22 protein-coding genes are annotated in these 24,211 nt (G+C 39.8%); 14 read left to right on the forward strand and 8 right to left on the reverse strand.

The genetic code is table 11. The features are described 5' to 3' along the window. Window positions 1-304: 304 nt before the first annotated feature. The 5 genes from PSF09_RS07170 (at window position 305) to PSF09_RS07190 (ending at window position 11,019) form a co-directional block, all read left to right on the forward strand. Complete coding sequence (locus PSF09_RS07170; RefSeq protein WP_272683672.1) at window positions 305-4,039, forward strand: DUF4132 domain-containing protein; 3,735 nt, start codon at window positions 305-307, stop codon at window positions 4,037-4,039. Window positions 4,040-4,063: 24 nt separating this feature from the next. Then, entirely contained in the window at window positions 4,064-5,173 is a 1,110-nt protein-coding gene (locus PSF09_RS07175; protein WP_272683673.1) for an ATP-binding protein, read from the forward strand. A gap of 106 nt (window positions 5,174-5,279) precedes the next feature. Continuing rightward, window positions 5,280-7,826: a DUF5682 family protein gene (locus PSF09_RS07180; RefSeq protein WP_272664886.1), complete on the forward strand. Its 2,547-nt coding sequence runs from the start codon at window positions 5,280-5,282 to the stop codon at window positions 7,824-7,826. Continuing rightward, a complete protein-coding gene (locus PSF09_RS07185; RefSeq protein ID WP_272664885.1) occupies window positions 7,826-8,980 on the forward strand; it encodes a VWA domain-containing protein in 1,155 nt (384 codons plus the stop codon). The genes PSF09_RS07180 and PSF09_RS07185 overlap by 1 nt, the downstream gene beginning before the upstream one ends. Beyond that, complete coding sequence (locus tag PSF09_RS07190; RefSeq protein ID WP_272683674.1) at window positions 8,977-11,019, forward strand: SWIM zinc finger family protein; 2,043 nt, start codon at window positions 8,977-8,979, stop codon at window positions 11,017-11,019. The genes PSF09_RS07185 and PSF09_RS07190 overlap by 4 nt, the downstream gene beginning before the upstream one ends. A gap of 46 nt (window positions 11,020-11,065) precedes the next feature. On the opposite strand, the gene PSF09_RS07195 is transcribed toward PSF09_RS07190, so the two are convergent. Then, window positions 11,066-11,557 (reverse strand): MarR family winged helix-turn-helix transcriptional regulator, encoded by a 492-nt coding sequence (locus tag PSF09_RS07195; RefSeq protein WP_272664883.1) that lies wholly within the window; start codon window positions 11,555-11,557, stop codon window positions 11,066-11,068. An 84-nt stretch (window positions 11,558-11,641) separates the two neighbouring features. Here PSF09_RS07195 and PSF09_RS07200 point away from each other — a divergent pair, with 84 nt between their 5' ends. From PSF09_RS07200 to PSF09_RS07210, 3 genes are all read left to right on the forward strand, one after another. After that, window positions 11,642-12,514, forward strand: a complete 873-nt coding sequence (locus PSF09_RS07200; protein ID WP_272664882.1) for an EamA family transporter — start codon at window positions 11,642-11,644, stop codon at window positions 12,512-12,514. 100 nt (window positions 12,515-12,614) lie between these two features. Then, window positions 12,615-13,250, forward strand: coding sequence for a DNA oxidative demethylase AlkB (gene alkB / locus PSF09_RS07205; protein ID WP_272664881.1), 636 nt, complete (start codon window positions 12,615-12,617; stop codon window positions 13,248-13,250). Between the two features lie 194 nt (window positions 13,251-13,444). Then, a complete protein-coding gene (locus PSF09_RS07210) occupies window positions 13,445-14,470 on the forward strand; it encodes a threonine aldolase family protein (RefSeq protein ID WP_272664880.1) in 1,026 nt (341 codons plus the stop codon). Window positions 14,471-14,619: 149 nt separating this feature from the next. On the opposite strand, the gene PSF09_RS07215 is transcribed toward PSF09_RS07210, so the two are convergent. Next, the gene (locus tag PSF09_RS07215; RefSeq protein ID WP_210837908.1) at window positions 14,620-15,207 is read right to left on the reverse strand and encodes a TetR/AcrR family transcriptional regulator; all 588 of its coding nucleotides are present in this window, start codon (window positions 15,205-15,207) and stop codon (window positions 14,620-14,622) included. Window positions 15,208-15,318: 111 nt separating this feature from the next. Between PSF09_RS07215 and PSF09_RS07220 the strand changes: the two genes are divergently transcribed. From PSF09_RS07220 to PSF09_RS07235, 4 genes are all read left to right on the forward strand, one after another. Next, complete coding sequence (locus PSF09_RS07220; protein WP_272664879.1) at window positions 15,319-16,536, forward strand: MFS transporter; 1,218 nt, start codon at window positions 15,319-15,321, stop codon at window positions 16,534-16,536. 64 nt (window positions 16,537-16,600) lie between these two features. Beyond that, the gene (locus PSF09_RS07225) at window positions 16,601-17,092 is read left to right on the forward strand and encodes a GNAT family N-acetyltransferase (protein ID WP_272683675.1); all 492 of its coding nucleotides are present in this window, start codon (window positions 16,601-16,603) and stop codon (window positions 17,090-17,092) included. Between the two features lie 135 nt (window positions 17,093-17,227). After that, window positions 17,228-17,692, forward strand: coding sequence for a YaiI/YqxD family protein (locus PSF09_RS07230; RefSeq protein WP_272683676.1), 465 nt, complete (start codon window positions 17,228-17,230; stop codon window positions 17,690-17,692). Between the two features lie 105 nt (window positions 17,693-17,797). Continuing rightward, window positions 17,798-18,451: a LysE family transporter gene (locus PSF09_RS07235; RefSeq protein ID WP_272683770.1), complete on the forward strand. Its 654-nt coding sequence runs from the start codon at window positions 17,798-17,800 to the stop codon at window positions 18,449-18,451. Between the two features lie 116 nt (window positions 18,452-18,567). Here the strand turns inward: PSF09_RS07235 and mnmH are convergent, their stop codons facing one another. Then, entirely contained in the window at window positions 18,568-19,656 is a 1,089-nt protein-coding gene (mnmH, locus tag PSF09_RS07240; protein WP_272683677.1) for a tRNA 2-selenouridine(34) synthase MnmH, read from the reverse strand. Between the two features lie 156 nt (window positions 19,657-19,812). Here mnmH and PSF09_RS07245 point away from each other — a divergent pair, with 156 nt between their 5' ends. After that, the gene (locus PSF09_RS07245; protein WP_004910935.1) at window positions 19,813-20,076 is read left to right on the forward strand and encodes a DUF3811 domain-containing protein; all 264 of its coding nucleotides are present in this window, start codon (window positions 19,813-19,815) and stop codon (window positions 20,074-20,076) included. 82 nt (window positions 20,077-20,158) lie between these two features. Next, complete coding sequence (locus PSF09_RS07250; RefSeq protein WP_272664876.1) at window positions 20,159-20,692, forward strand: beta/gamma crystallin-related protein; 534 nt, start codon at window positions 20,159-20,161, stop codon at window positions 20,690-20,692. A gap of 366 nt (window positions 20,693-21,058) precedes the next feature. On the opposite strand, the gene PSF09_RS07255 is transcribed toward PSF09_RS07250, so the two are convergent. From PSF09_RS07255 to PSF09_RS07275, 5 genes are read right to left on the reverse strand one after another with little or no spacing between them, the layout of a single operon-like run. After that, window positions 21,059-21,913, reverse strand: coding sequence for an MrpH family fimbial adhesin (locus tag PSF09_RS07255; RefSeq protein WP_272683678.1), 855 nt, complete (start codon window positions 21,911-21,913; stop codon window positions 21,059-21,061). A gap of 19 nt (window positions 21,914-21,932) precedes the next feature. Beyond that, window positions 21,933-22,448, reverse strand: a complete 516-nt coding sequence (locus tag PSF09_RS07260) for a fimbrial protein (RefSeq protein WP_272683679.1) — start codon at window positions 22,446-22,448, stop codon at window positions 21,933-21,935. Continuing rightward, window positions 22,445-22,948, reverse strand: a complete 504-nt coding sequence (locus tag PSF09_RS07265; RefSeq protein ID WP_272664872.1) for a fimbrial protein — start codon at window positions 22,946-22,948, stop codon at window positions 22,445-22,447. Before PSF09_RS07265 ends, PSF09_RS07260 begins: the two co-directional genes overlap by 4 nt. Before the next feature lie 11 nt (window positions 22,949-22,959). After that, complete coding sequence (locus tag PSF09_RS07270) at window positions 22,960-23,442, reverse strand: fimbrial protein (RefSeq protein WP_272664871.1); 483 nt, start codon at window positions 23,440-23,442, stop codon at window positions 22,960-22,962. A 27-nt stretch (window positions 23,443-23,469) separates the two neighbouring features. Continuing rightward, the gene (locus PSF09_RS07275; RefSeq protein WP_419182210.1) at window positions 23,470-24,204 is read right to left on the reverse strand and encodes a fimbria/pilus periplasmic chaperone; all 735 of its coding nucleotides are present in this window, start codon (window positions 24,202-24,204) and stop codon (window positions 23,470-23,472) included. Window positions 24,205-24,211 lie beyond the last annotated feature (7 nt).

Below are 24,211 nucleotides of genomic sequence, written 5' to 3' on the forward strand. Positions count from 1 at the left end.
TAACGTTTGGTCAACGTTTTTCTTCGCGAATAAATTTGATGTAAATAGCAATAAACTGTTATCAGAATTATCGTCAACATAATAAAAAGAAAAATAGAGGTATAAGGCAGTTAATTAAATAATTCATTGGGTAAAGGTTAATTATAAAGAGTAAACCTATAGCTATATCCCTATAGGCAGAATTTAAAATCGCAAGACAGGTTTAATGATATATCTTAATTAAAAATGATTAAGAATAATCAAATTGTGACGATATCATTAAAATGATAAGAAGTTGTTATATAAATACTTTTAGGGATATCAGATGGCAAAGTTCACATTTAATCTTCTTTCAATTTTTGGGAAAAAAGAATCACCCGTTGCAGAACAATATTTACAAGAAGCGCTTTTACCTTTGTCTGTCTTAGATGAAGAACTACCTAAAACCGTTTTAGAGTATGTATTAAATGGAAAATCGCCAGAAGTATTGGTTCAATTAAGCCAATTGGATACCGAAAAAGCGGTTATTTTGCTCGATAAACCCGGCACCGTAGATTGGTGGTGGGGAGGGAATAGCTTTAATTCGAGCCAATATAATAAATTAATTCGCCAAGGGGCAAATGCAAGACATAAACTATATTCGAAAGTGGGCGATGGGATTACTTCATCACAAATTGCCCGTTTTGCTAAAGTTTTAGCGGCGGCATGCCAAGATATTAACATCAAAGTATTAACGCCTGAATTACCGTCGTGGGTAAGTTATTTAATGGGTGATGCATTTGCAAAAACCTATGATAATTCGCGGGATACTAAGTTAGAACACCGTAAACATTGGCATTTTGACCTACTAACGGAAATCATCGAACAAGAGACAGATAAACCAGCTAACACTATTTTATATATCATTTTCGATCGCCATCATTTATCTGATTACCATTATGATAACTTAAATCGGTTATTTGTCATTCCAGGATTCAAAGCGTATTTAATTGCAGAACAAGCGTTTATTAAGCAGACGTTAGCGAATAATTTATCTGCTGCAGGGCAAATACAGTTAATCAATACACTGAAGAAAGACGTTGAGCTTTATACGCTTTTTGCTGATGTATTAGTTTCTTTTGCTACTAGTTCGTTAAAAACAGTGCGTGCAGCCGCGGAACCCACAATGGCAATTTTACCTGCACAATCGGTAACACAACATTTAACACAAATTTTAACAGGAGGTACGCCAAAACAGCGTACCCAAGCTGCGGATTTGTTTGCCCGTATAGGCGAACACAGAGAGATATTAGCAGCGGCATTGACAACTGAAACCAATAAAACCGTACTGAAAAGTATTGAAAGTGCAATTTCGAGATTCTCAGTAATGGATACAGCCAGCCAAGTTGAAGAGGCTGAGTTGCCTGAGTTCGTTGAACTAGAAGATACACCACTGCCTGAAAGTGCAAAAGATATTTTAGTTAATAATTTCAATGAAATGCTGCAAAAGGCAAAGGAAAATGCAGAGAGTGAAATTGAAGAAAACAAAAAACAGAAGCACAGCTACAATTGGGCACAACGACATTATAAAGAATTCCAAAAACTCAATGCGCAAGCCTGCTGTAAGGTGATTGATAAGCTGAATTCAGGTAAGGAAATTATTACTGACCATGAATATAGCGTGGTGAAATTTAAAGAACGTATTACTAACTTGCCCGAATATACCTTATTCCATGCATTACGTCTTATCAGCCATAACCGAACAAATGAAGAACACTTATCCCATTATCATCTTACACGGGAAGTTCCACCGCGAATTCTTGGGCAAATTGAATTGCGCCAGCTAGAAAAAACGTTAACACAATGTCATTTTAAAAATGCAACACGGTTGATTGCAGACCTTTGTTTACGTTCATATGCTAATGGGTTAGCTATTTTTAACCAGCCAGCACAAGTTTGGCCGTTTTTCATTCAATATCCAGATTTTATTGCAGAAGCATTAGGTTTAATTCCTCAACAAGAAACGCAGCGTTATTATCAAGAATATGATGCGGCGAGTGGAATTGATGTCCTTGCAATGTTGCCGACCATTCCAGCGCGTTTTATTCCACGTATTATGGAGTTGGCTCTTGGGGAAAATAAAACCCATCGTCTGAGTGCGCAAAAACTACTAGAGACATTACCGAATATTCACCTTAACGCGGCAGAAGGGTTAGATTCAGGCAAACAAGAAATTCGTGTCACCGCCATTGAATGGTTGGCTCGTTTGAAAAATTCAGAGTCATTAAAACCACTCTATGCCTTATTAAAGAAAGAAAAACGGGAAGTTGTACGGGCGGCCTTGTTAACTGCACTGGAACAATTTGGGGAGGATATTTCCGGCTATCTTGCGCCTAAAGTGTTATTAGCTGAAGCGCAAAAAGGGCTAAAAGCGAAAGCGCCTGCCAGTATGGCATGGTTTAATCTCGATTCTTTGCCGGCATTAGCTTGGCAAAATAATAAACCCGTAGAAACAGATATTATTCGCTGGTGGGTAATTCTGGCCGTTAAATTAAAAATGCCAGCTGGTAATGGGTTACTTCAACGTTATATTGGTTTACTTTCGATAGATAGCCAAAAGAAATTAGGCAGTTTTATTTTAAATAGTTTTATCGGACAAGATATTGCTGGGCCGTCATTAGAAATGGCAATGGCAGAAGCAGAACGTGATGCTCCAAAACGCTTAGCTAATTATCAAGATTGGGTTAAACGCTGGCCTGAATATTATAGTCAGTATGAAAACTATACTTTAGAACAGACGTTTAATGAGATAAAAAATGAAGTTCTGCGCCGCTATTTAGGTTCCGCCATTAGTGATAAAGGGATGTTAGCGCTGATTTGTGGTATTGAAGGGCACCTTGCCGTAACCACATTGCGCAACTATATGCGTGATCATTACCAACGTCGCGCACAAATTGAAGCCATGATTGATGCAGTGGCGACAAGTAATGACCCTCTCATCATTCAATTACTGTTGTCTCTTTCTCGCCGTTATCGTACCGCGTCAGTTCAAGAAAAAGCGCGCGGACTTGTTGCTCAAATTGCTGAACGTAATGGTTGGAGCGCGGATGAACTTGCAGACAGAACAATACCGACTGCCGGAATGGATGAAACGGGTATTTTGGCACTTGAATACGGTGACCGTACGTTTACTGCGAAGCTGGACGCACAGCAAAAATTAGTTTTATTTAATCCCGAAGGCAAAGAAATCAAGGCATTACCCGCTGCACGTAAAACCGACAATGAAGAATTGGCTAAAGAATCTAAAAAGCTCTTCACTGCGAGTAAAAAAGAACTCAAGCAAGTCATTGAACTGCAAACGGCACGTTTATATGAAGCGATGTGTGCAGAGCGCCTTTGGACAACCGCAGATTGGCAGGAATATATCCAAGCGCACCCGGTGATGCGTGGCCTTATCGAAAAATTAGTTTGGATAGAAACGAAAGAGAACAATACCCTGAATGTATTTCGTCCATCGGATGATGGCAGTTTATTAAATTTAGATGATGACGAAGTGACGTTATCTGCTGACTCTTACATCAAATTAGCCCATGCCGCATTGGTCAGTGAAGATGAGCGGAAAGCGTGGATAACGCACTTTAAAGATTACAAAGTGAAATTTTTATTTTCACAAATGGAACATAAAATCCCTGATCTGGATCTGAAATTAACTGAAATTGAAGATCGTAAAGGGTGGTTAACCGACACCTATACCTTGCGTGGCGTCTTGACAAAAATGGGTTACCAACGCGGGCAAGCAGAAGATGGTGGGAGTTTTACCCATTATGCAAAACACTTCGCCAGTTTAGGTTTTTATGTCTATATCGAATTTAGTGGCAGCTATGTGCCAGAGGAAAATATCCCAGCGGTCTTGTTTTCATTAAGCTTTGAAAAATCACAACAAAGCTCATGGAACCGCAGCTATATCGAGTTAAAAGATATCCCACCTATCTTATTAGCTGAAAGCTATGCGGATTATTTAAAAGTTGCGGATGCGTGTGCAGGTTTTGATCCCGAGTGGGAAAAGAAAACACCTTGGTAAGTGGGTTTAACGTAGGATTTTAGAATGACTAAAAATAAAACAACAGAAGGGAATATTCTGCGTGAAAGCGCAGAAATTCGTTTTGCCGATGAATTGGCACGTTTAACCGAAGCGGATAAACAGAACCCGAAACCACAAGGGTGGTTGCGCTCACCTCGTGTTGTTAGGCAATTTATCTTAGGTGATGAATCACTCAATATTTCTGCAAAATTTTTCGGTGATGATGCTTTAGTTGACCGTGCAATTGTGACGTTATTAGGTAAACAAGGGTTAATGTTAGTCGGGGAGCCTGGGACGGCAAAATCCATGTTATCGGAGTTATTAGCTGCCGCAATTAGTGGTGATTCAGGTTTAACCATTCAAGGAACCGCGGGTACAACTGAAGATCATATTAAATATTCATGGAATTATGCATTGCTACTCGCTGAAGGCCCGACAGAGAAGGCACTGGTTAGCTCGCCATTATACCAAGGTATGCAAGAAGGTAAAATTGTGCGTTTTGAAGAGATCACGCGCTGCCCTCCTGAAATTCAAGATGTACTGGTTAGTTTGATGTCAGAAAAGCAAATGATGATCCCTGAAATGAAAGACAATGCACGGATCAGCGCGAAGCAAGGGTTTAATTTAATTGGTACAGCAAACTTGCGTGATCGCGGCGTTCATGAAATGTCATCAGCGTTAAAACGTCGATTTAATTTTGAAACGGTACGGCCTATCCAAGATCCCGCATTTGAAATTGAGCTGATCAATAAGCAATTAACCGTAGAGTTAGCTGACCTCAATGGTCAAGTAACCATCCCAAGCAACGTGATAGAGCTGTTGGTCACCACGTTCCAAGAATTACGTTCAGGAAATACCAAAGGTGGGGGCAATATTAAAACGCCAGACGCGGTGATGTCGACAGCTGAAGCCGTTAATATTGCTTATGCATGTGCACTTGAAGCCCATTACTTGGGTGATGGCACACTCAATGCAGGAGCAGTTGCACACCAGCTTATTGGCGTGGTTTTAAAAGATAACGCAGACGATATCAAACGGATGCGTTATTACATTGATAATGTCGCGAGAGAAAGGGCGAAACATAGCCAAGAGTGGAAAGCCTTTTTTGATGCTTCGAGGGCATATTGGCAATAAATTTTCATAACAAGGGTAGAGCCACTATGGTTCTACCAACCCTTCGTCATGATGACTGAATCAGTACAAGGCCATTCAAGACGAATAACCCTTAGGGAAATCAGCGGTGAGCTTGCTATCTATACCTTTACCAAAACGCATTGAAAATGCATTACACGACAGGCAACAACTTGAATCAGCCGGTATCTACTTTGCACCTATTCGGCATCATAGTCCTGCATGTGCATACAGCACGTTGTCGTTGATTGAACACATCGAACCTGACTATGTTTTAATCGAGGGGCCCGATAGTTTTAATGGGCTACTGGCGAGCTTATTACATCATGATACCCAGCCACCTGTCGCTATTATGGCACAAACAGAAGTAAAACCCGCACAGGTAGAAGATAAAAGTGACACTGTCACTCGATCTGCTTATTTTCCTTTCTGTGAATATTCCCCTGAATGGCAGGCGTTACAAATCGGCCAGCAACACCAAGCCCAGTTGCGTTTCATTGACTTACCATGGACAGCGCAAGTTAATGAAGACGAAGCCAATGATTTGCAATCTCAAAGTTTGCAGAAAGAGCGCTACTTAGCCCATAGCCTATTTATTAGCCAGCTTGCGAAGAAAAGTGGCTGCCGTGACCATGATGAATTATGGGAACAAATTTTTGAATTGCGGGCGATTGAACAACTCGCGGATTGGCAGACATTTTTCATGGATAGCTTTATTTGGTGTGGATTGGCACGACTTGATTATGAGCCCCAAGTCCTTGAATCAGAAGGCTCCATTCAGCGTGAACACTATATGCAAGCACATATCCAGACTATTAAAGCCCAGCACCCACAAGCTAAAATTGTGGTGGTGACGGGAGGATTCCATACCCTTGCACTTCTTGAAGGGTTAGAAGAGGCTCGCAATCAACAATTTAAGCTTTCTGCGGCACAACAAAAAACGTTTATTCAACAACAAAAATTGGGCGAACAAGACAAAGCTTGGTTTATTCGCTATAGCTATGACAAACTCGATGCATTAAATGGTTATGCATCTGGAATGCCATCACCTGCATTTTACCAACAATCATGGTTGTCATTATTGCAGCAGCGCCAAGCGCAGTTGACAGGCGATAGCCAGCCTACGCAAGCTTATCGGAACCGTTTAGGTGTTGCCTATCTTTCTAAAGTTGCGAATGTCTTACGTGAAAAGCAATTTGAAGCGGCTCCTGGGTTTTTATCGGTTAAACTTGCTGCAGAGCAAAGCATTCGCCTTGCCGTCTTTCGTGGGCATGCAGGCCCTGGGCGTTATGATCTGTTGGATGGGTTACAAAGCGTTTTTATCAAAGGTAGCTTAGATGAAAGCCAAATTGAACTTTGGCAGGAAATAAAAACCTGTTTTTCCGGCTTTTTACTCGGAAAAATTCCCAAAGGGACAGCAACACCTCCGTTAGTCACTGAAACTTATGAAATAGCAAAAAGCTTTCGTTTCAAACTTGATGACACATTAACTAAGGTGAGCCGCTTAGATGTTTATCGTAACCAACAACATCGTGCGCGCAGCCGATTTCTGCATTTATTAGCATTTCTTGATATCCATTTTGCTAAGCTTCTGTCTGGGCCAAACTTTTTGTCTGGTAACCAAATGGATTTATTATTTGAAGAATGGCAATACGCGTGGACGCCCAATGTTGAAGGGGAATTGATTGCATTATCGGAAAAAGGAACGCAATTAAAAGCTATCGCGTTAGCCCGTTTGTTTGAAATGGAAAAAAACTTAGAACAACAAGGGATTAGTCGCTCTAGCCAAAGTGCAGTTGCACTCCTTATGCAAGCCGCATTAATTGGGTTACATCAACGGACGCCCGCATTATTTTCTTTGTTGGATGGTTATATTCAGCAGGATACAAAGTTTGAATCATTGATTGCTTGTGGCCATAAACTGGTTCATCTATGGCGTGGGCGCCAATTCTTTGATATTGAAGATGGTTTTGCTATTGAGGCGCGTTTAGATGCCTTATTACAACAAGCATTTTATTGTTTTGCACAAATTACACAAGGGGATGAACAGCAGCAAGAGCTGCATTTTTCAGCATTACTTTCTTGCCGTGAATTAATCACTTTTATGCCTGAAATTAATAAAAACCATGACTACACCAATGATTTTTATCAGGCATTAGACCGTTGTGAAGGTCAGTTAAACCAGACACCTCTTTTAAAAGGCGCAGTGGATGCTTTGCGTTACCTTGGGGCGAAAATTGATGAAACCGTCCTGACAGATGAAATTAGGCGCGCGTTCAGCACAGGCAGTGATCCTGAAATGGCAATTGGCTATTTTATCGGTGTGATGCGAACCGCACCAGAGTTAGTCTTACGAATACCATTATTAATTGATATGTTAAATCAGTTGCTTAGTGAATGGGATGAAGGGCGTTTTATTCAGGTGTTACCTGATTTACGGTTTGCGTTTAGCCAGTTAACGCCTAAACAAAATGCACAAATGGCACAATATGTGGCACAAGACTTGGCGATTGAGGCAAAAGAACTCACATTGCACCAAACAGAATTTAATGAACAACAGATGATGGAAGTGATTCAACTCGAACAACAATTACAGAGCCAGCTGATTGAACTAGGGTTACAGGATTGGTTTGCGCGTGCTCAGGATGACAAATAATGAGTCATAAAAATACGACATTAACCCCTGAACAACTTCAATTGGCTAAGCGCTGGCGCTTAGTACTCGGGCAATATGCTGATAACGCACTGGGCCAAGCCACCTTTAGTGCTGAAGAGTTGAAAATAGAACGTTCTTTGGATTTTTTATATCGCCGAGAATACCAACGTCGAGGTTTAAAACAAGAAGCTGGGCGCCACGGCTCCTTAGATGCTTCCCAATTAACGGCGGTTAACTGGTTAAATCAAGCACGTAAATTATTTCCTAATAGTACCTTTGAGCGGATGCAATCCCAAGCGTTAGAACGTTATGAGATCAGTAGCTTACTAAAGGATCCGCAGGCGCTCAATGCCATGGAACCGACAAAATCCCTCGCAAAAGCCTTGTTAAGCTTACGTGGGAAAATGAATGAAGAAACCCGTGATGCTGTTAAAAATATTATACGTAAAGTGGTTGATGATATTTTAAGTCAAATGCGTAACCAATTTCGTCACGCATTAACAGGGCGGCGTAACCGTTTTCAACGTTCACTGATCCCAAATAGTCGTAATTTTGATTGGCGAGGGACTATCGCTGCCAATTTGAAGAATTACGATAAGCAAAATCAACGGTTAGTTATCAAAACACCTCATTTTAATTCTCGTCAGCAACAGCATTTACCGTGGGATGTGATCTTGTGTGTGGACCAAAGTGGCTCAATGGCGAGCTCTATTATGTATGCCGCTGTGTGTGCGAGTATATTGGCAGCATTGCCGACAGTGCGCGTCTCTTTAGTGATTTTTGATACTCAAGTGGTAGATTTAAGCCATCTTGCGCATGATCCCGTTGAAGTGTTAATGACCGTACAACTGGGTGGCGGAACAGATATCGCTAAAGCCATGCAATATTGCGAAAGCTTAATACGGAACCCAAAACGTACCGTGATTAGCTTAATTAGTGATTTTGAAGAGGGTGGCGCGCTGAATCATTTACTCAATTGCACACAGCGTTTGCATAGCCAACAAGTGAAATTATTAGGTTTAGCTGCGTTGGATGACGAGGCACTCCCTGTTTATGACCCTGAAATTGCCCAAAAACTCGCAGATAGAGGGATGCATGTTGCGGCATTAACACCGGAACATTTTGCGCAATGGTTAGCAGAGGTCATGCAATGAGTTGGAAAAACAGTTACCTACAGTATGACGACGACGCGTTAGTCGTATTTGCGAATGTGGGGTTACTCAGGCGCGCACGCAAAGACGTTGAAAACCAAAAGGTTAATCCAACGGACTTAGACCTTGGAACATTCACGAGTGATGGGCAATGTGTTTCTTTAGATGCGCAAGGGATCCAAAAAGCCACTTGCGATTGTCCAGCAACGGGATGTTGTAAACACATTTTGGCAGCAGTTTTGTGGGTTCAATCGAATACAGCCGCAGAAATGACTTCAGCAGAGCCGCTAGTCAGTGAAACGGTATTAAGTGAATTATTAGCATTATTACCAGAAGACCTAATCAAACAAACATCGAAACCTGATGTTCGTTTAGCGTTGAAATTTATGCAGCAATGGCAAGATAAAGAACTGGTTTATGAAGCACAATCTAACCAATTAAAAATTGGCCTACCAGAATATGATGAGCCAATTATTTATATGCGAGGTAGCGGTTTGCAGGGCATGATTTCATCAATACCTGAAAAACAAAAAAATGCAGTTCATCTCGCTATTATTGCAAAATTAATGCTTCAGCATGGCCAACAATGGCAATGGCCAGAGGAGATAAGCGTAGGTCAAACTCATCAACAAGAGCTTACCCAAGATGACAAAATGGTGATGGGTTCAGTCGACCAATTCATTCAGGATATGTTACGACAAGGGCTATCGCATATTAGCCAAAGCAGTGCTAGCCAGTTGCAATTACTGAATATGTCAGCACGTGCGGAAGGGCTGCCTCGCTTAGCCAATTATATGAAACGCCTTAGCCAGCAAGTTAAGCGCCTAGCCGACAAACATTTTACGATGGATGAAGGGCAAGTTTTACGGTTAATTGCTGAAATATCTGCTTATATGCATCAATTATCAACAGCCAATGAACATCAGCTTATTGTACTCAAAGGGTTACAAAGACGGCAGTATACCGACCAACCCATAGAGTTTGATTTGTTGCCTATCGATGCGAACTGGTGGAAAACAGATAGCGGTGCGATCGGTGCTACATTGAGTTTTTGGGATCAACAAAATAAAAAAATTATTCAATGTACACAGGGGCGTGGAAATAGCCTTGACCCGACGTTTAACCGGCAAAATGTTTGGCAAACCTTGGCGTTATGGAAACACCCCGCAGAAAGTTTGATGAAAAGCCCCTTTAAATTGCATTCACCAAGGTTATCAGAGGAAGGGAAAATATCAGCCAGCGGTGAAAGCTATGCAGTTAGCGGCAAAGATAAGGGGTTAACAACCGATGATTACCTTAATATCAAAGCTGAATTCGGTTATACCGACTGGCAATCAGCGGCTAACGAATTACCGACATTTATACAAGAGAATAGTTTTTCGCCCATTTTATTGCATATTACTGATTATGAACCGCTCTATTGGGATGAAACAGAACAATGTGTATTGTGGACGGTGATTGATTCACAAAAAAAACGGGCGTTTTTACGGCTAAATTGGCAAGGAAGTGATGACCATAAAATTGAAGAATTGCGTTTTATTACAAAGCAGCAATGGCCAATTTGTGCTGTGACGGTACAGGTGAGCCACTCACAAGAGATGGTTCAGTTAATACCCAAAACATTATGGTTAAAAAAAGAACATGGTATTGAGCTGTTCTATTTAGACTTTGAAAGTACACCGCGTAAGAAACAACGTTCAGGTTTTTTTAATAAAATCATCGAATATATGGCGAAAAAACAGCAAAAAAACCAAGTTTTTGTGCCTGAATTAACGTTGGCTAGTCAGCTTGTTCGGCCGATACTTTCAGTATTAGAAACACAAGCGTGTACAGGAAGGCAACGCTTGTCTCAGACTCAACAAGATGAAATAGCGTATGTTATTAGAACACTTGAGGATTTGGGGGCGCTTTGGTTGGCTAATCAGTTCAAACCTTTGGTGGCTTCTGGCGCCATACAACCCCAATTACTTTTACAGTTAGTCTATTTATGTAGCCATTTTGAACGGTTACAAATGCCATTACCTTTTCAATTTAGCCAATAACATGAGGGGAGGTATTCCCCCATGTTATGTTCAACACAACGTATTATTATTCATTAGATTCAAATGATGCTAAGAATGTCCGTAATAACTGGTTCAACGCATGTTGTTCTTGTTGAGACAATTTAGCGACGAGGCGAGCCTGGTTTTGTGTATGTGCTTCAATAAGTTGGTTAATTAACGTTAGCCCTTCGGGAGTTAACGAAACCAAAAAACCGCGGCCGTCATCAGGGTTAGTATGGCGGCTGACTAATCCCACTTTTTCCAATTGGTCTATTCGGTTGGTCATTGTCCCCGATGTAACCATCAACGTTGATAACATTTCTCCCGGGCTCAGCGTATAGGGAGCACCTGCGCGCCGCAAAGTCGCGAGTACATCAAAGCTTGAACGGTTAAGGCCAAATTGAGCGAAGACCTTTTCCATTTCCCGAGTTAAGTGGAACGCGACATTACCTAGCCGACCAATTAGCCCCATTGGGCTAATATCGAGGTCAGGGCGCTCTCTTTCCCACTGTTGAGTGATTTTATCTATTCTATCCATAGGCAAATAATGGCGGTTATTTATCTTGACGTCAAGGTAAAATGCACATATCTTGACGTCAAGATAAATTAAGAGAATAGAAATATGAATCGTATAACGGTTTTAGGGTTGACAGCATTAGCACCAATTGTGTGGGGAAGCACATACTTAGTGACAACAGAGATGTTACCAGCAGGGATCCCATTAACATTGGCGGTATTACGTGCGTTACCCGCAGGGTTACTATTGATACTTGTGTTACGAAAACTCCCCGAAGGCATTTGGTGGCTGCGGGTAGTGGTATTAGGTGTTTTAAACTTTTCTTTATTTTGGTGGCTATTGTTTATTGCTGCGTATCGCTTACCTGGTGGTGTCGCCGCAACGGTTGGCGCTGTACAACCATTAATTGTGCTATTTTTAAGTCGCTGGCTGTTAAATAACCGTTTATCTGCGGTATCTATTATGGCATCAATAACAGGGGTATTCGGGGTGGCTATACTGCTCTTAACACCGAATGCGGCTTTGGACCCTTTAGGTATTATTGCTGGGTTAGCAGGGGCGCTTTCAATGGCAGCAGGGACGGTTTTGAGTCGTCGATGGCAGCCACCAGTCAGTGCTTTAACCTTTACTTCATGGCAATTAACGGCGGGAGGATTAGTATTATTACCATTTGCCATTATATTCGAGCCGGCTTTGCCAACGTTAAATTCACTAAATTTAATTGGGTTAGGGTATCTCACGCTTATTGGCGGTGCATTAACTTACGCCTTATGGTTCCGCGGACTTGCAATATTAGGCCCAAGTTCAGTGGCGTCGCTGGGTTTTTTAAGCCCCGTGAGTGCGGTGGTTTTGGGATGGTTTTATCTCAACCAACAGCTTAGTACCTTGCAATTTATCGGCATGGTTGTCATTTTACTCAGTGTGTGGGCGAGCCAGCGAGCGGAAACAAGAAAGGTCATTCTAGCTTATCAACGTTAAAGTCAACTCTGTAGGTTGCTCATTGAATGTGATGAGCAACTTTTTTTCCTGTGTTAACATTCATTAGAGCATTCAATCAGACTATTAAACAGTGGCTAATATGTTATTTCCTGATGAAGATAATACCGTACAAATTGCACCAGAGGCTTTTTTACTCAAAGGGTTTCTACTGGGGCAAACTGATGCATTATTGCAGTCATTAAACAACATTATTGCAGCTAATCCCTTAAGGCATATGACGACACCAAATGGCTACTCAATGTCTGCCGCAATGACTAACTGCGGTGACTGGGGTTGGGTAACTGATGAAAAGGGATATCGCTATAGTCAGCGTGACCCTGTCACTAATGAGCCTTGGCAACCGATACCAATTCCCTTTATTCAATTGGCCATTTCTGCAGCGAGTACTGCTGGCTTTGATCATTTTATCCCTGATGCTTGCTTGATTAACCGCTATGCCGTTGGCGCGGCGATGGCATTGCACCAAGACAAAGACGAAACTGATTTTACTCAGCCGATTGTCTCTTTTTCTTTAGGGTTACCCACAACATTTGATTTTGGTGGAGTAACACGAGATGCGCCAAAAGTTGCTATTTATATAGAGCATGGCGATGTTTTGGTATGGGGAGGCCAGTCACGATTAAATTACCATGGGGTGCGTCGAGTTAAATCAGGTGTACACCCGTTGTTAGGCCCGTATCGATATAACTTGACGTTTAGGCGCTCTCAACCCTGAATTCACCTTTTACAGTATGCCAATTTATCAATGAAATAGACTATGAATGACTTAATATTTAATTTCAGTAGCTTAAATAATATTAATCGTTAAATTTAGTATATGTATAGAAAAAATATCATTGAATAATGAATTGGAACCCCCTATAAATGATGGCTATGAATTAATATAACTAGTTATTGATAGGTAAGTGAATGTATAGCTTTTTAAATGATTATAACGAAATAGCTCATCCGGCAGTTATGCAAGTTCTAAATGATTTATCAGGGAAACGTTTCAAGGGTTATGGCACTGATGAGGTTTGTCGTCGCGTAGCAGATAAAATTAGATTAAGAATAGGCCAGCCTAATGCGGATATTCATTTTTTTAATGGCGGTACAATCACTAACCTAACCACGATTTCCCATGTTTTACGACCTCACCAAGCGGTTATCACCGTAGACAGCGGGCATATCGCAGTCCATGAAACGGGAGCAATTGAAGCAACAGGGCATAAAGTCATCACCGTTGACTCGTTAACAGGCAAATTAGCACCAGAACACATCATTAAGGTGCTGTCTGAGCATAATGATGAACATACGGTCCAACCTAAGCTTGTTTATATTAGTAATTCAACTGAAATTGGTACCATTTACTGTAAAGAAGAGTTAGTTGCGTTACGTGAGGTTTGTGATGCTCATAACTTACTGTTATTTATGGATGGTGCTCGCTTATCTTCAGGCTTAATGTCGAAATATAGTGATCTAACGATTGAAGATGTTGCGCAGTTAACTGATATTTTTTATATCGGTGGAACGAAAATTGGCGCATTAACCGGGGAGATCTTGGTGATTTTAAACCCAGCACTGCAATCTGATTTTCGTTTTAGTATTAAACAAAAAGGTGGGTTACAAGCAAAAGGTTGGTTGCTCGCTGCTCAATTTGAACCATTGTTTAATGATGATTTGTATTTTAAATTGGGGCGTCATCTTAATGAGATGGCAGCACAATTAGCTTCATTTTTTGCTGAAAAGGGATTTCAGTTTCTTGCGCCCGTTGAATCAAACCAGGTTTTCGTTATTTTCCCAGATGCACTGGCGAATAAATTATTAGGGCATTATCAATTAAGTCAAATATGTAAACCGACACCAGAGACGACCTGTATTCGTTTTTGTACCTCGTGGTCAACAACTCAGCAAGATGTCGATAAATTAAAACAAACTTTCCAAACTCTAATTTAGATAATTCATTAACCCAATAAATATTTCCGCTCTTTCGCCTATATTTATTGGGTTTTATTTATCATGATGGCCGTTTATTGATGATTTTACTGAGCAATTATATTGTTGGTACTGATTAAATATCCGTGCCAGCGAAAGGTAACGCAGAGCTAATCTTTCGAGAGTAATAGCCCTGATAACATTATATCTATGGCTTCGACACTTTTCTTTAGTCGCTGTTGACTATCACCTTGTGAGATCCAATAAGCGGCCTCAGCGAGTCCACCATTGATTAAAAAAGCCAATGCATGGGTATCAATATTTTTAATAACGCCATTTTGGGCTAGCTCATGAAGCAGGCGTTCAATTTGTTCAGTACACTGTAAGTTTGATTTAGCCAAAAAATCGCCTAAAACGGCTTTCGCATCCCGCAAAATAATTTGTTGATACTCCGGTTCTAATGCCATTTCTAAGTAGGCGTGACAACGCTGACAAAAACTGTTCCATAGGTCTTCTGTATGGAGAGTAATTGCTTGTAAACGGGCATTCATTTGTGAGTCAATTTGTTCTACAACGGCAGTAAATAAGCCTTGTTTATCACCAAAGTGGTGGTAAAGGGCGCCGCGTGTGAGATTAACGCTTGCTGCTATTTCATCCATTGAGGTTTCTGCATAACCAAGCCGGCTAAAGTGCTCTCGTGCTGTAGTTAATAAATTTGCACGTGTTTCTGCCATTTGAGCTTGCGTTCTTCTTGCCATTAAAAGCCTCTTACATACATAGCGTATAATTATTTACATTCAATGTGTATGATTATATCATGATTATACATACACAAAGTATGTATAATTAAATTTCATTTTGGAGTTCATATGATAGGTCGCTATCAGCAGTTATTTCAGGCAAAAGAAAACCAACGTTTTGTGATAGCGGGGTTACTGGCGCGTTTATCGTTACCGATGATGGGGATCGGGATCATCACCTTGTTAGCGCAACTAAAAGGAAGCTATACCTTAGCAGGGCTTGTTTCTGCAACTTTTGTCTTAACTTATGCGTTGCTATCCCCACAAGTTTCTCGCTTAGTGGATAAATATGGTCAATTTCGCGTCTTGCCGGTGGTGACCGTAATCAGTGTGCTAGGTGTGTTTATTATTATCCTTACCACGTGGTTATCATTACCCGATATTGGCTTATTTATCGGAGCGTTATTAACGGGGGCGATGCCCAGTATGTCTGCCATGGTAAGGGCTAGGTGGACTGCGCTGTATAAAGATCAACCCATACTACAAACAGCCTATTCATTAGAAACCGTATTTGATGATGCCACTTTTATTGTTGGCCCTCCGTTATCTGTCGGGATCACTGTCGCTTTATTTCCTCAAGCAGGTTTACTGGTTGCGGCAATTTTATTAGCCGTGGGAATGGCTTTGTTTATTTCACAGCGAAGCACAGAGCCTAAAGTTGTGGCGCATGACTCTCTTGTACTGGCGAATAAATCAATTATTTCAATGATTGGGTTGCAGTTGTTGATTGTATTAATGATTGCTTTAGGTGTGATTGTTGGCAGTGTGGATATTTTAAGTGTCACGTTGGCTCAATTACAACAGCAACCAGCGATGGCCAGTTTAGTGTTATCGGCCTATGCGATCGGTTCATGTGCAATGGGTATCGTATTTGGCGGGTTAACCTTTAACACACCGTTATCACGCTTGCTATTCCTCAGTGGCTTAATGACGTTTCTTTCTATTGTGCCAATGTGGTGGGTTGTAGGCGTTTATTCTTTGTCTGCTGTGGTATTTATTTCAGGGTTATTCTTTGCTCCGACGATGATCATTGCAATGACATTAGTTGAGAGAATTGTTCCACAGAATAAATTAACAGAAGGAATGACATGGTTACTCGCAGGGTTAAATATTGGCGTTGCGATTGGTGCGATGCTAACGGGTAAAATGGTGGATACCTACGGTCCTTATGCAGGTTATGCCGTCGCAATCTCCGGTGGCGTTTTAGTTTTCATTTCAACGTGGCTGAGCTACTTACGGGATAAAACACAACAAAAAATGGCAATTGAATGTGAGAATTACCATTAAAAACAACGAAAATATAAACCATGTAGTGATAAAATCATAAAAAATAATTTAATGAGGTAATTTCATGCATTCTCCAGTCTTTCGCACTGCCACACTTGATGATGTTGACGCCTGTTATACGATTGAAATCGAATCCTATGAAGGGGATGAAGCGGCAACAAAAGAAAAAATAGCAACACGGATTCAGCAATATCCAGACGGTTTTTTATGTATGGAATTAGCCGGGGAAGTCGTTGGTTTTATTAATTCGGGTTGTGCATGGGATGTTGTGATGTCGGATGAAGAGTTTAAAGAACTCATTGGGCATGATCCACAAGCACCAAATGTCGTTATTATGTCAGTGGTCGTACATCCCAAATATCAAGGTAAAGGCTATTCATCTTTACTGATGAAAAGGTTTATCAATGCCATGAAGGAAATGAATAAAAAAACGATTCATCTTATGTGCAAAGAACGCCATATTGACCTGTATAAGCATTTTGGCTACCAATATGTTAAACCGTCAGAATCTGACCATGGCGGAATGACGTGGCATGAAATGGTAATGAAACTGTAAACCTATTTTCTCAAGCTCGCTATTTTGAGGCAGTCTGAATGAGCTTGGGAGTTTTTCAATACGAAGTATCTAACGTGTAGTTTTGTTGTCTGATATGATATCTCATCATAGATAATCACCATTTGGGAAGTAAGAATGATAATTTGGGTTGATGCGGATGCATGTCCAAAAGTAATTAAAGAAGTTTTATACCGAGCAGCAGATAGGGAAAAAGTGCAAATAACATTTGTTGCGAACCAGCGTTTAACGGTACCCTCATCACCTTTTTTAAAAACCTTGCAGGTACCTGCAGGATTTGATGTAGCGGATAATGAAATTGTATTACGAGCTCAAAAAGATGATTTAGTGATCACGGCAGATATCCCATTAGCCGCAGAAGTTATGGAAAAGGGTGCCAATGCATTGAATCCTCGTGGAGAACGCTATAGCGAAGCGACTATTCGTGAGCGCCTTAATATTCGTGACTTTATGGATACCATGAGAGCCAGTGGCATCCAAACGGGAGGGCCTGCAAGTCTAAACCAAAAAGACAGGCAACAATTTGCTAATGAGTTAGATAAATGGCTGTTGCAACGTAAGAAATCACTAACGTCATCATAAGCCAGCACATTTTTTGATTTAAGCTCAGAAAATGTGCATAGTAAAACAGAATTACAATCTATACCGTGTCTATAATGGTTAACCTTAAATTTTTGAAGAAGAATGATGGACCCATTACACAGTATTATCATCACGCTATTCTTATTTATACTGACCTTTTTTAATCCTGGAGCAAATTTGTTTATTGTGGTGCAAACCACATTGAGCTCCGGTAAAAAAGCAGGATTAACTTGTGGTTATGGTGTGGTGCTAGGCAATGCCATTTATTCGGGGCTTGGCTTATTCGGTCTTGTCACATTAATGGCTGAATTTGGCTCATTATTTTCACTGATTAAAATTCTTGGTGGCTTATATTTGCTTTATTACGCGTTAAGTGTATTTAATAACAAAACACAACTTAACCTGTCCACCGAAAATACGACGGAACATTTCCCATCTGGTGTCTATTTTAGGCGAGGGCTAATTTCTGATTTATCAAACCCCCAAACCGTTTTATTTTTTATGAGTATTTTTTCAACGACCATTTCGCCATCAACACCATTATGGGCTAAGTTAGTCATTTGGCTGGGAATTGTTATTGCATCATTAATTTGGCGGGTTATTTTATGCCAAACATTCTCTTTAACTTCTGTTCGTAGAACCTATTCACGAGTTCATAAGGTGGTCGGTAAAGGTGTTGGGTTAATTCTAGGAGCGTTGGCAACAAGGTTGATTTACCAAGGGTTCAGCGAATTGGCTATGAAGAAATCACTGTTCTAGATTTACTGATTATGAAGAAATCACCGTTCTAGATTTACTGATTATGAAGAAGTCATTGCTATATAAAATAGCCTCAGACTTTACGATGAGGCTATTTGCAGTGGAATAAAATGAATTTATTGATGCGTTAACCAATGTTCAACTTCTTGATAATTACCGCGAAAAATGATGCGATGTTGTTTTTTACTTAATTGATAGCGATACATTGGGTCGTAATACTCATTCAACAATGGGATTAACCAAGAAAAATGTGTCTGGGTATCTCCGGTTACTTTTTGGTCTGCTAAAGCACGCTCAAGTAAATGCGTCAATTCGATTGTCCGTTGTGATCCTAACCGTTTACGGATGGCAAACAGACCATGATGTAAATAGTCACTATATTCCTGCCAGCCACGCTCGAAACCAAAAGTCGCTAAAAAATCTTGCGTCATACGATCAAAATATTCATATTTTAAACGCTCAAGACGTAGTTCAAAAGGGTCATTAATAATAGCGATTGGCGCTTTTTCCATTTGTGTGCGTAGTTCAAGTGGCAGGCTATTCGCACCAATGGCTCGCCCTTCATCTTCCAGTACCCAACGCTGACATTTTTGGGCTTTCTTCAATAGCGTAACTGCTAAATAATTTTCAAAAGTGGCTTGGGTGTGCTGTTGTTGTAATGTACGACCAAACGAAGAGCCACGATGATGTGCGAGACCTTCTAAATCAATTCCGTTCGCTAAATGATGTACGAGAGTGGTTTTACCATTACCCGTACAGCCTCCCACTAAAATAATAGGACGTTGAACCAATTCATTAACGGCATCAATTGCTGTTTGTCGTAATGTTTTGTAACCACCATTGATGAGAGGGTATTCAATACCGGCCTCTTTTAACCAAGATTGCACGATATGTGACCGCATGCCACCGCGTGCACAGCAGATATAGCCATTCGTATTTTGTTTACAAGTTGCTATCCACGCAGTGATCCGAGCCATTTTAAGGTCACCACTGACAAGCTGGTGGCCTAATTCAACAGCTTTAGCCGAACCTTGTTGTTTATAGCATGTACCAACAGCTGCGCGTTCATCATCATTCATCAAAGGCAGGTTAATGGTATTCGGCATTGACCCTTGTTGAAATTCGATAGGCGCTCTGACATCGATGAGTGGTGTGTCAGTGGTTAAGATTTGACGAATATTTTGCGAAGAAATGGTTAATTCCATAATAACAGCGAGATTCTTTAAAGTTGCAATGGGGTTACTATACTCTTAATCCTATTGCTTGGCATTAATGTTAGGTTTAAAACGAGGGTTAGTATTTTATTGCGTAATAATGATATATTGTCGTTAGGTATTTTAATATGAGTAAGGGGTAATACGATGAAGATGCTAACGATTCAAGAAATGACCGAAACTCAAAAAATCCAAGTGCGCACGAGACTCGCGCAAGAAAGGAAGAAACTAGGCCGTGAATTAACCAATTCTGAGCAGAGCAAGGTAAGAAAACAAATTATTACCGAAATATCTCAAGAAGTCGAAAAACAAGCTAAAAAACGACGAGCAGAAAAGAAAAAAGATAAATTAGTCCCCAGTGATACAACATACAGTTGGTCTTCACAAAATCACAAAAGAGGGTATCGTTAATTTTTAATCAGAGTGTTCCGCTAGTGATTTGCATTAAGTAATTGTAATTTTATGCAATTCAAATCATTAAAAGACCTCTAAGATGAAAAAGATTGCGTTATTATTCTTGTTATTTAGTAGTTTTGCTGTCGCAAAATCCAATTATCATGGGAAACTATCCCGTAATGATTCTGTTGTTGTGCATGTTTGCGCTTTATCTCCTTTTTCTAATTTCTATGCAGAAGCTGCAATGTCCGAGCAAACAGCACGACACAAAACCTCTCGGCGTTGTGAATTAGGGCAAGGGCAAGGCAGTATTTTTTGTAAAGCTCAAGATGCGAAATGCAGCACCAGTAAATTATCGTTTGGTGATCAATATATTGAAGAAAGCCTAGTTGTTTACGCTAAATCGTGGCAAAAGGGCGATTATATTGAAGTCTTTGACGACATTCCGTATCTTTCCCGTCACCATTTTGCAGATAAAATATCTTCTTATACAATTCCTGATGGTTGGTCAGTACGGTTTTACGAAGGGGATAATTACACGGGCAAATATCATACAGAAATGGGTGGTTCACACAATACGCTGGGATATAGCCAAAAAACGCGCTCAATCAAAATTATGAAACGGCCATAAAGTAAAGGCCAGAGTGTCTGGCCCCGTACTTTCATTCCATAGTACGAATATGGGGGGCAGTTTAAACATATCGGAAATATTAGATACACAAACTTGTTAGTATCTATTTATCTGCAAAATCACATTAATTTTTTCTTTTGCTGGTGGCCTATTATTCTCTTTTTTTATTGGCGGCTAGATTAAAATTAACTTTCTTATTCTGATTACGGATATGTTCTTTAATTTCTTTTTCTAAAAATGGCAAATCACCGGTACAAATTTTATCTAACGTCAGGAGCCATAGGTGAACTGTATGAACACCTTCACGAGCAGATGAGCTATATCATTTCTGGCTCATTTATTTAGCCGCTTTTCTCTATTTACTGATTATGGTATTTCAACAGATAAAAGAAATATTCCAGAATATTCATTTGGGGGAATATCTTTTGTTTTAATTAATTGACTAGAAACCTGAAATTGCTTTTGGGTAAATGCATCAACGCGCAGTGTGGTTTCAGGAGAACCATCAATATTAATTTCTGATTCTAGACCATCTGCAATAAATATAAAATTATCGCCATCAAGCCCAGCAGTCGCTGTAATTTTTACATCGGTTGTTTCTGTACAGCTCACACGAAAATCAGCAGAGACCTTATCACCATTGAGTGAGCTATTCGATAATGTGCCATGATCTAAATAATCAGGTCCGTCGATATTACAACTAATATTGGTTGGGTCTAGCGGGGAACATAATATAATCGGATTATTCGCTGTTTGAGCTATTTGCATCTTTTGGCGATATAGAATCCCTAGGTTAAAACAAAAGCCGACCCCCGGCCTTCTTGGATAAAATTGCCAGCGACCTTGTATTTTTTTATTCAATAAATTGCCTTTTTCTAGCGCTCTGGCAACTTCACTAAAGGTGACGGGTTTTTCATCCCAAGTGCTTCTTTCGGTTAACCTAACTGAATGGGTATCGAAACTAACAATATGTGAGTTTCCTGCGCCATAGTTACCATCTGCATAGGTTCCCCACGAACCAAGTTCAATATCGCAAGGGCAGGAACCGGAAGTTTGCATGGCCATCGGGCGGTTATCATGCTCTAAATCACCACGTAAAATATACCTAGCTTCGATCCAAGCACCATAATCAGCAACAAATTCACCTTGAGCAGCAAACTCGGCATGAGCGCCTTTTAACGATGAAATAAGTAATAAAAGGGTGAAAATAATTTTTTTCATAATATTATTGCCAAATGCGCTATTCATAATAAATATTAAAAGTTGTTGTAGCCGTGAAATCGCCAAGCTGAATACTCTTATTATTAATAGCCTCTTCCTCAGCTAAAATATAGGCTTTAAAGGCAATATCAGTAGGAAAGCTATTTTTAGCATTCACCTGTAATGGGTAATGGGTATTTAATTGAATTTCACCATGCTCATTCATTAATTTAATACCATAACCCGCATTTCTGTTATCGCTATCAATTGCCACGGCACCTTTGATATTCGTATTTTCTATACCAGTAAACGCCATCGAGTAGGAAAAGTCAGGTAAATATTCACAGTCAGAGAGTGTGATAACAAATGGTTGTATAACATCTCTTTTCTTGTAGAGGTCTTTATCATTAACTTCATTAAAAGCCACAATTAAATCAGAATCACTATTGATATTGCAGGGCGTGGCATTCCTCAGTACACCTGAAAAATTAACTTGATCGGCGAATGTAATATTAACTGATAAAAAGCACAGTAGAATAAACATGTTTTTTTTCATTGATATGCTACCGTTAATGTCGCATTTGCAGTAAACGCACCGGCATACACTCGTGCTGAATTCGAACTGTTTTTGACTAAGCTGGCTTTCAGATCTGGTGTATCGCTATCTGAGCGATAAGTATATGTAAAATCTGAGTTTAGTTTTAATGAGCTAGAACCTTGATAAAGTTGTAATGCGATATCATCCTGCTCATTAATTGCCAATAGATCTTTGTCAAAATCAGATGGTGCACCATCAAAGCTAAAAACAACATCAGTTCCAGATGAAATCCCATTGCATTCCCATTCAAAATCAATGTCTTGTATATAAGTTTTTCCATCTTTTGTTGGTACAAGAGCGACCACTAAATCATCCCCAAAATCAATATTAATAGGGCGATTATTGTTGATAACACAAGGTACACCTTCTATTAAACGCCCACTAAAATTTACGGGCACAGCCGATGCCGTATTTATTGTGATGATAAATAATGGTAATAAAAAATGTCTTATTTTCATAATAAAATATCCTAGTGGTATCCTACAGTAAGAGTTGCGGCCGTAGAAAATTCACCACCAACAGGCCGAATTCCATTTGCTAATGCTAATTCAGCAGTTAAAGCAGGTAAGTTTGAGTAATTATCTATGTAATAACGACTCCCGATCACCATAGGTTTATTATCAATGAATAATTTAATATTAAGCCCTGGCGTATCGGAGACATCAAGGCTATTTGTTGTTTCACCTTGAACACCGTCAAAAATGAGATATAGCTCATCGAAATTAGAGTCACAATATAAGTCATAGTCAATGGCTTCTATGTATTTACCTGAATCTATTTGAGATATGACAATATCATCACCAAAATCTACAAAGATGGCTTCATTATCGTTTAAAACACAACCACCGGATAACACATTCACTTTTACCGTGACAAATTTGCCATCAGCCCACGTGAAAGCTGGTAAAAATAATAGTAAATAGAAGCATAGATATTTTATTATTTTAAGCATTAGGTTATCCATCTTTAGTAAAGAATATTATTTTACTGGTTGTGCTTGGCACTGAGTTGCAGAACAATGAAAAGATAAATAAACTTGCCCACCATAGTCATTGATGTAATTAATAACAGGGGTTGTACCGAGTTGCTCTGCACTAATGGATAATTTTTTTTCTCCAAATGGCTCAACATCGATTACTGTAAAATTAGCTAACTTCTCAGCCGACTGGCTCTTTTTAATGCTATTTAAAATAATAAAATAAGGTGTAGGATTTTTTGCATAGACACCATCACTTTTTTTAATCAAAACAAGCTTATTTTGCCATGGTGAATTTCTCATTTCAGTTGAATCCATGACTAACGAAGCTGGGCGATAAAATAATTTGACGCGTGTTTGAAGTGCAATTTGTAATACATTACTTTTTTTACTTGCCGGTGGGATTTCTCGTAAGTTAAAGAAAAATAAACTTTCTCTATCTTGAGGTAATTTCCCAATATCAGGTAAAGATTCAATACGTAGTTGACTAGTTTGCCCTGCATTTATACGCTGAATTGGTGGTAATATCGTAAAGTAAGATGTAAGTTTTTCACCGTTAGCATCTTGTAGCCATCCTTGAGCTAAATAAGGTAACTGAGGGTTTTTATTACTTATAGTTAATGACACGGAGTTGCTATTCCCATCAAAAATAACTCTGGTTCTGTCCATTGAAATTGCAGAATACGCATGAGTTGCTACTAAGCTAGTTAATAGAAAAGTGGATATTTTTTTCATCATGATTGAT

This window comes from Providencia sp. PROV141 (assembly GCF_028481645.1).
Classification (GTDB): domain Bacteria; phylum Pseudomonadota; class Gammaproteobacteria; order Enterobacterales; family Enterobacteriaceae; genus Providencia; species Providencia rettgeri.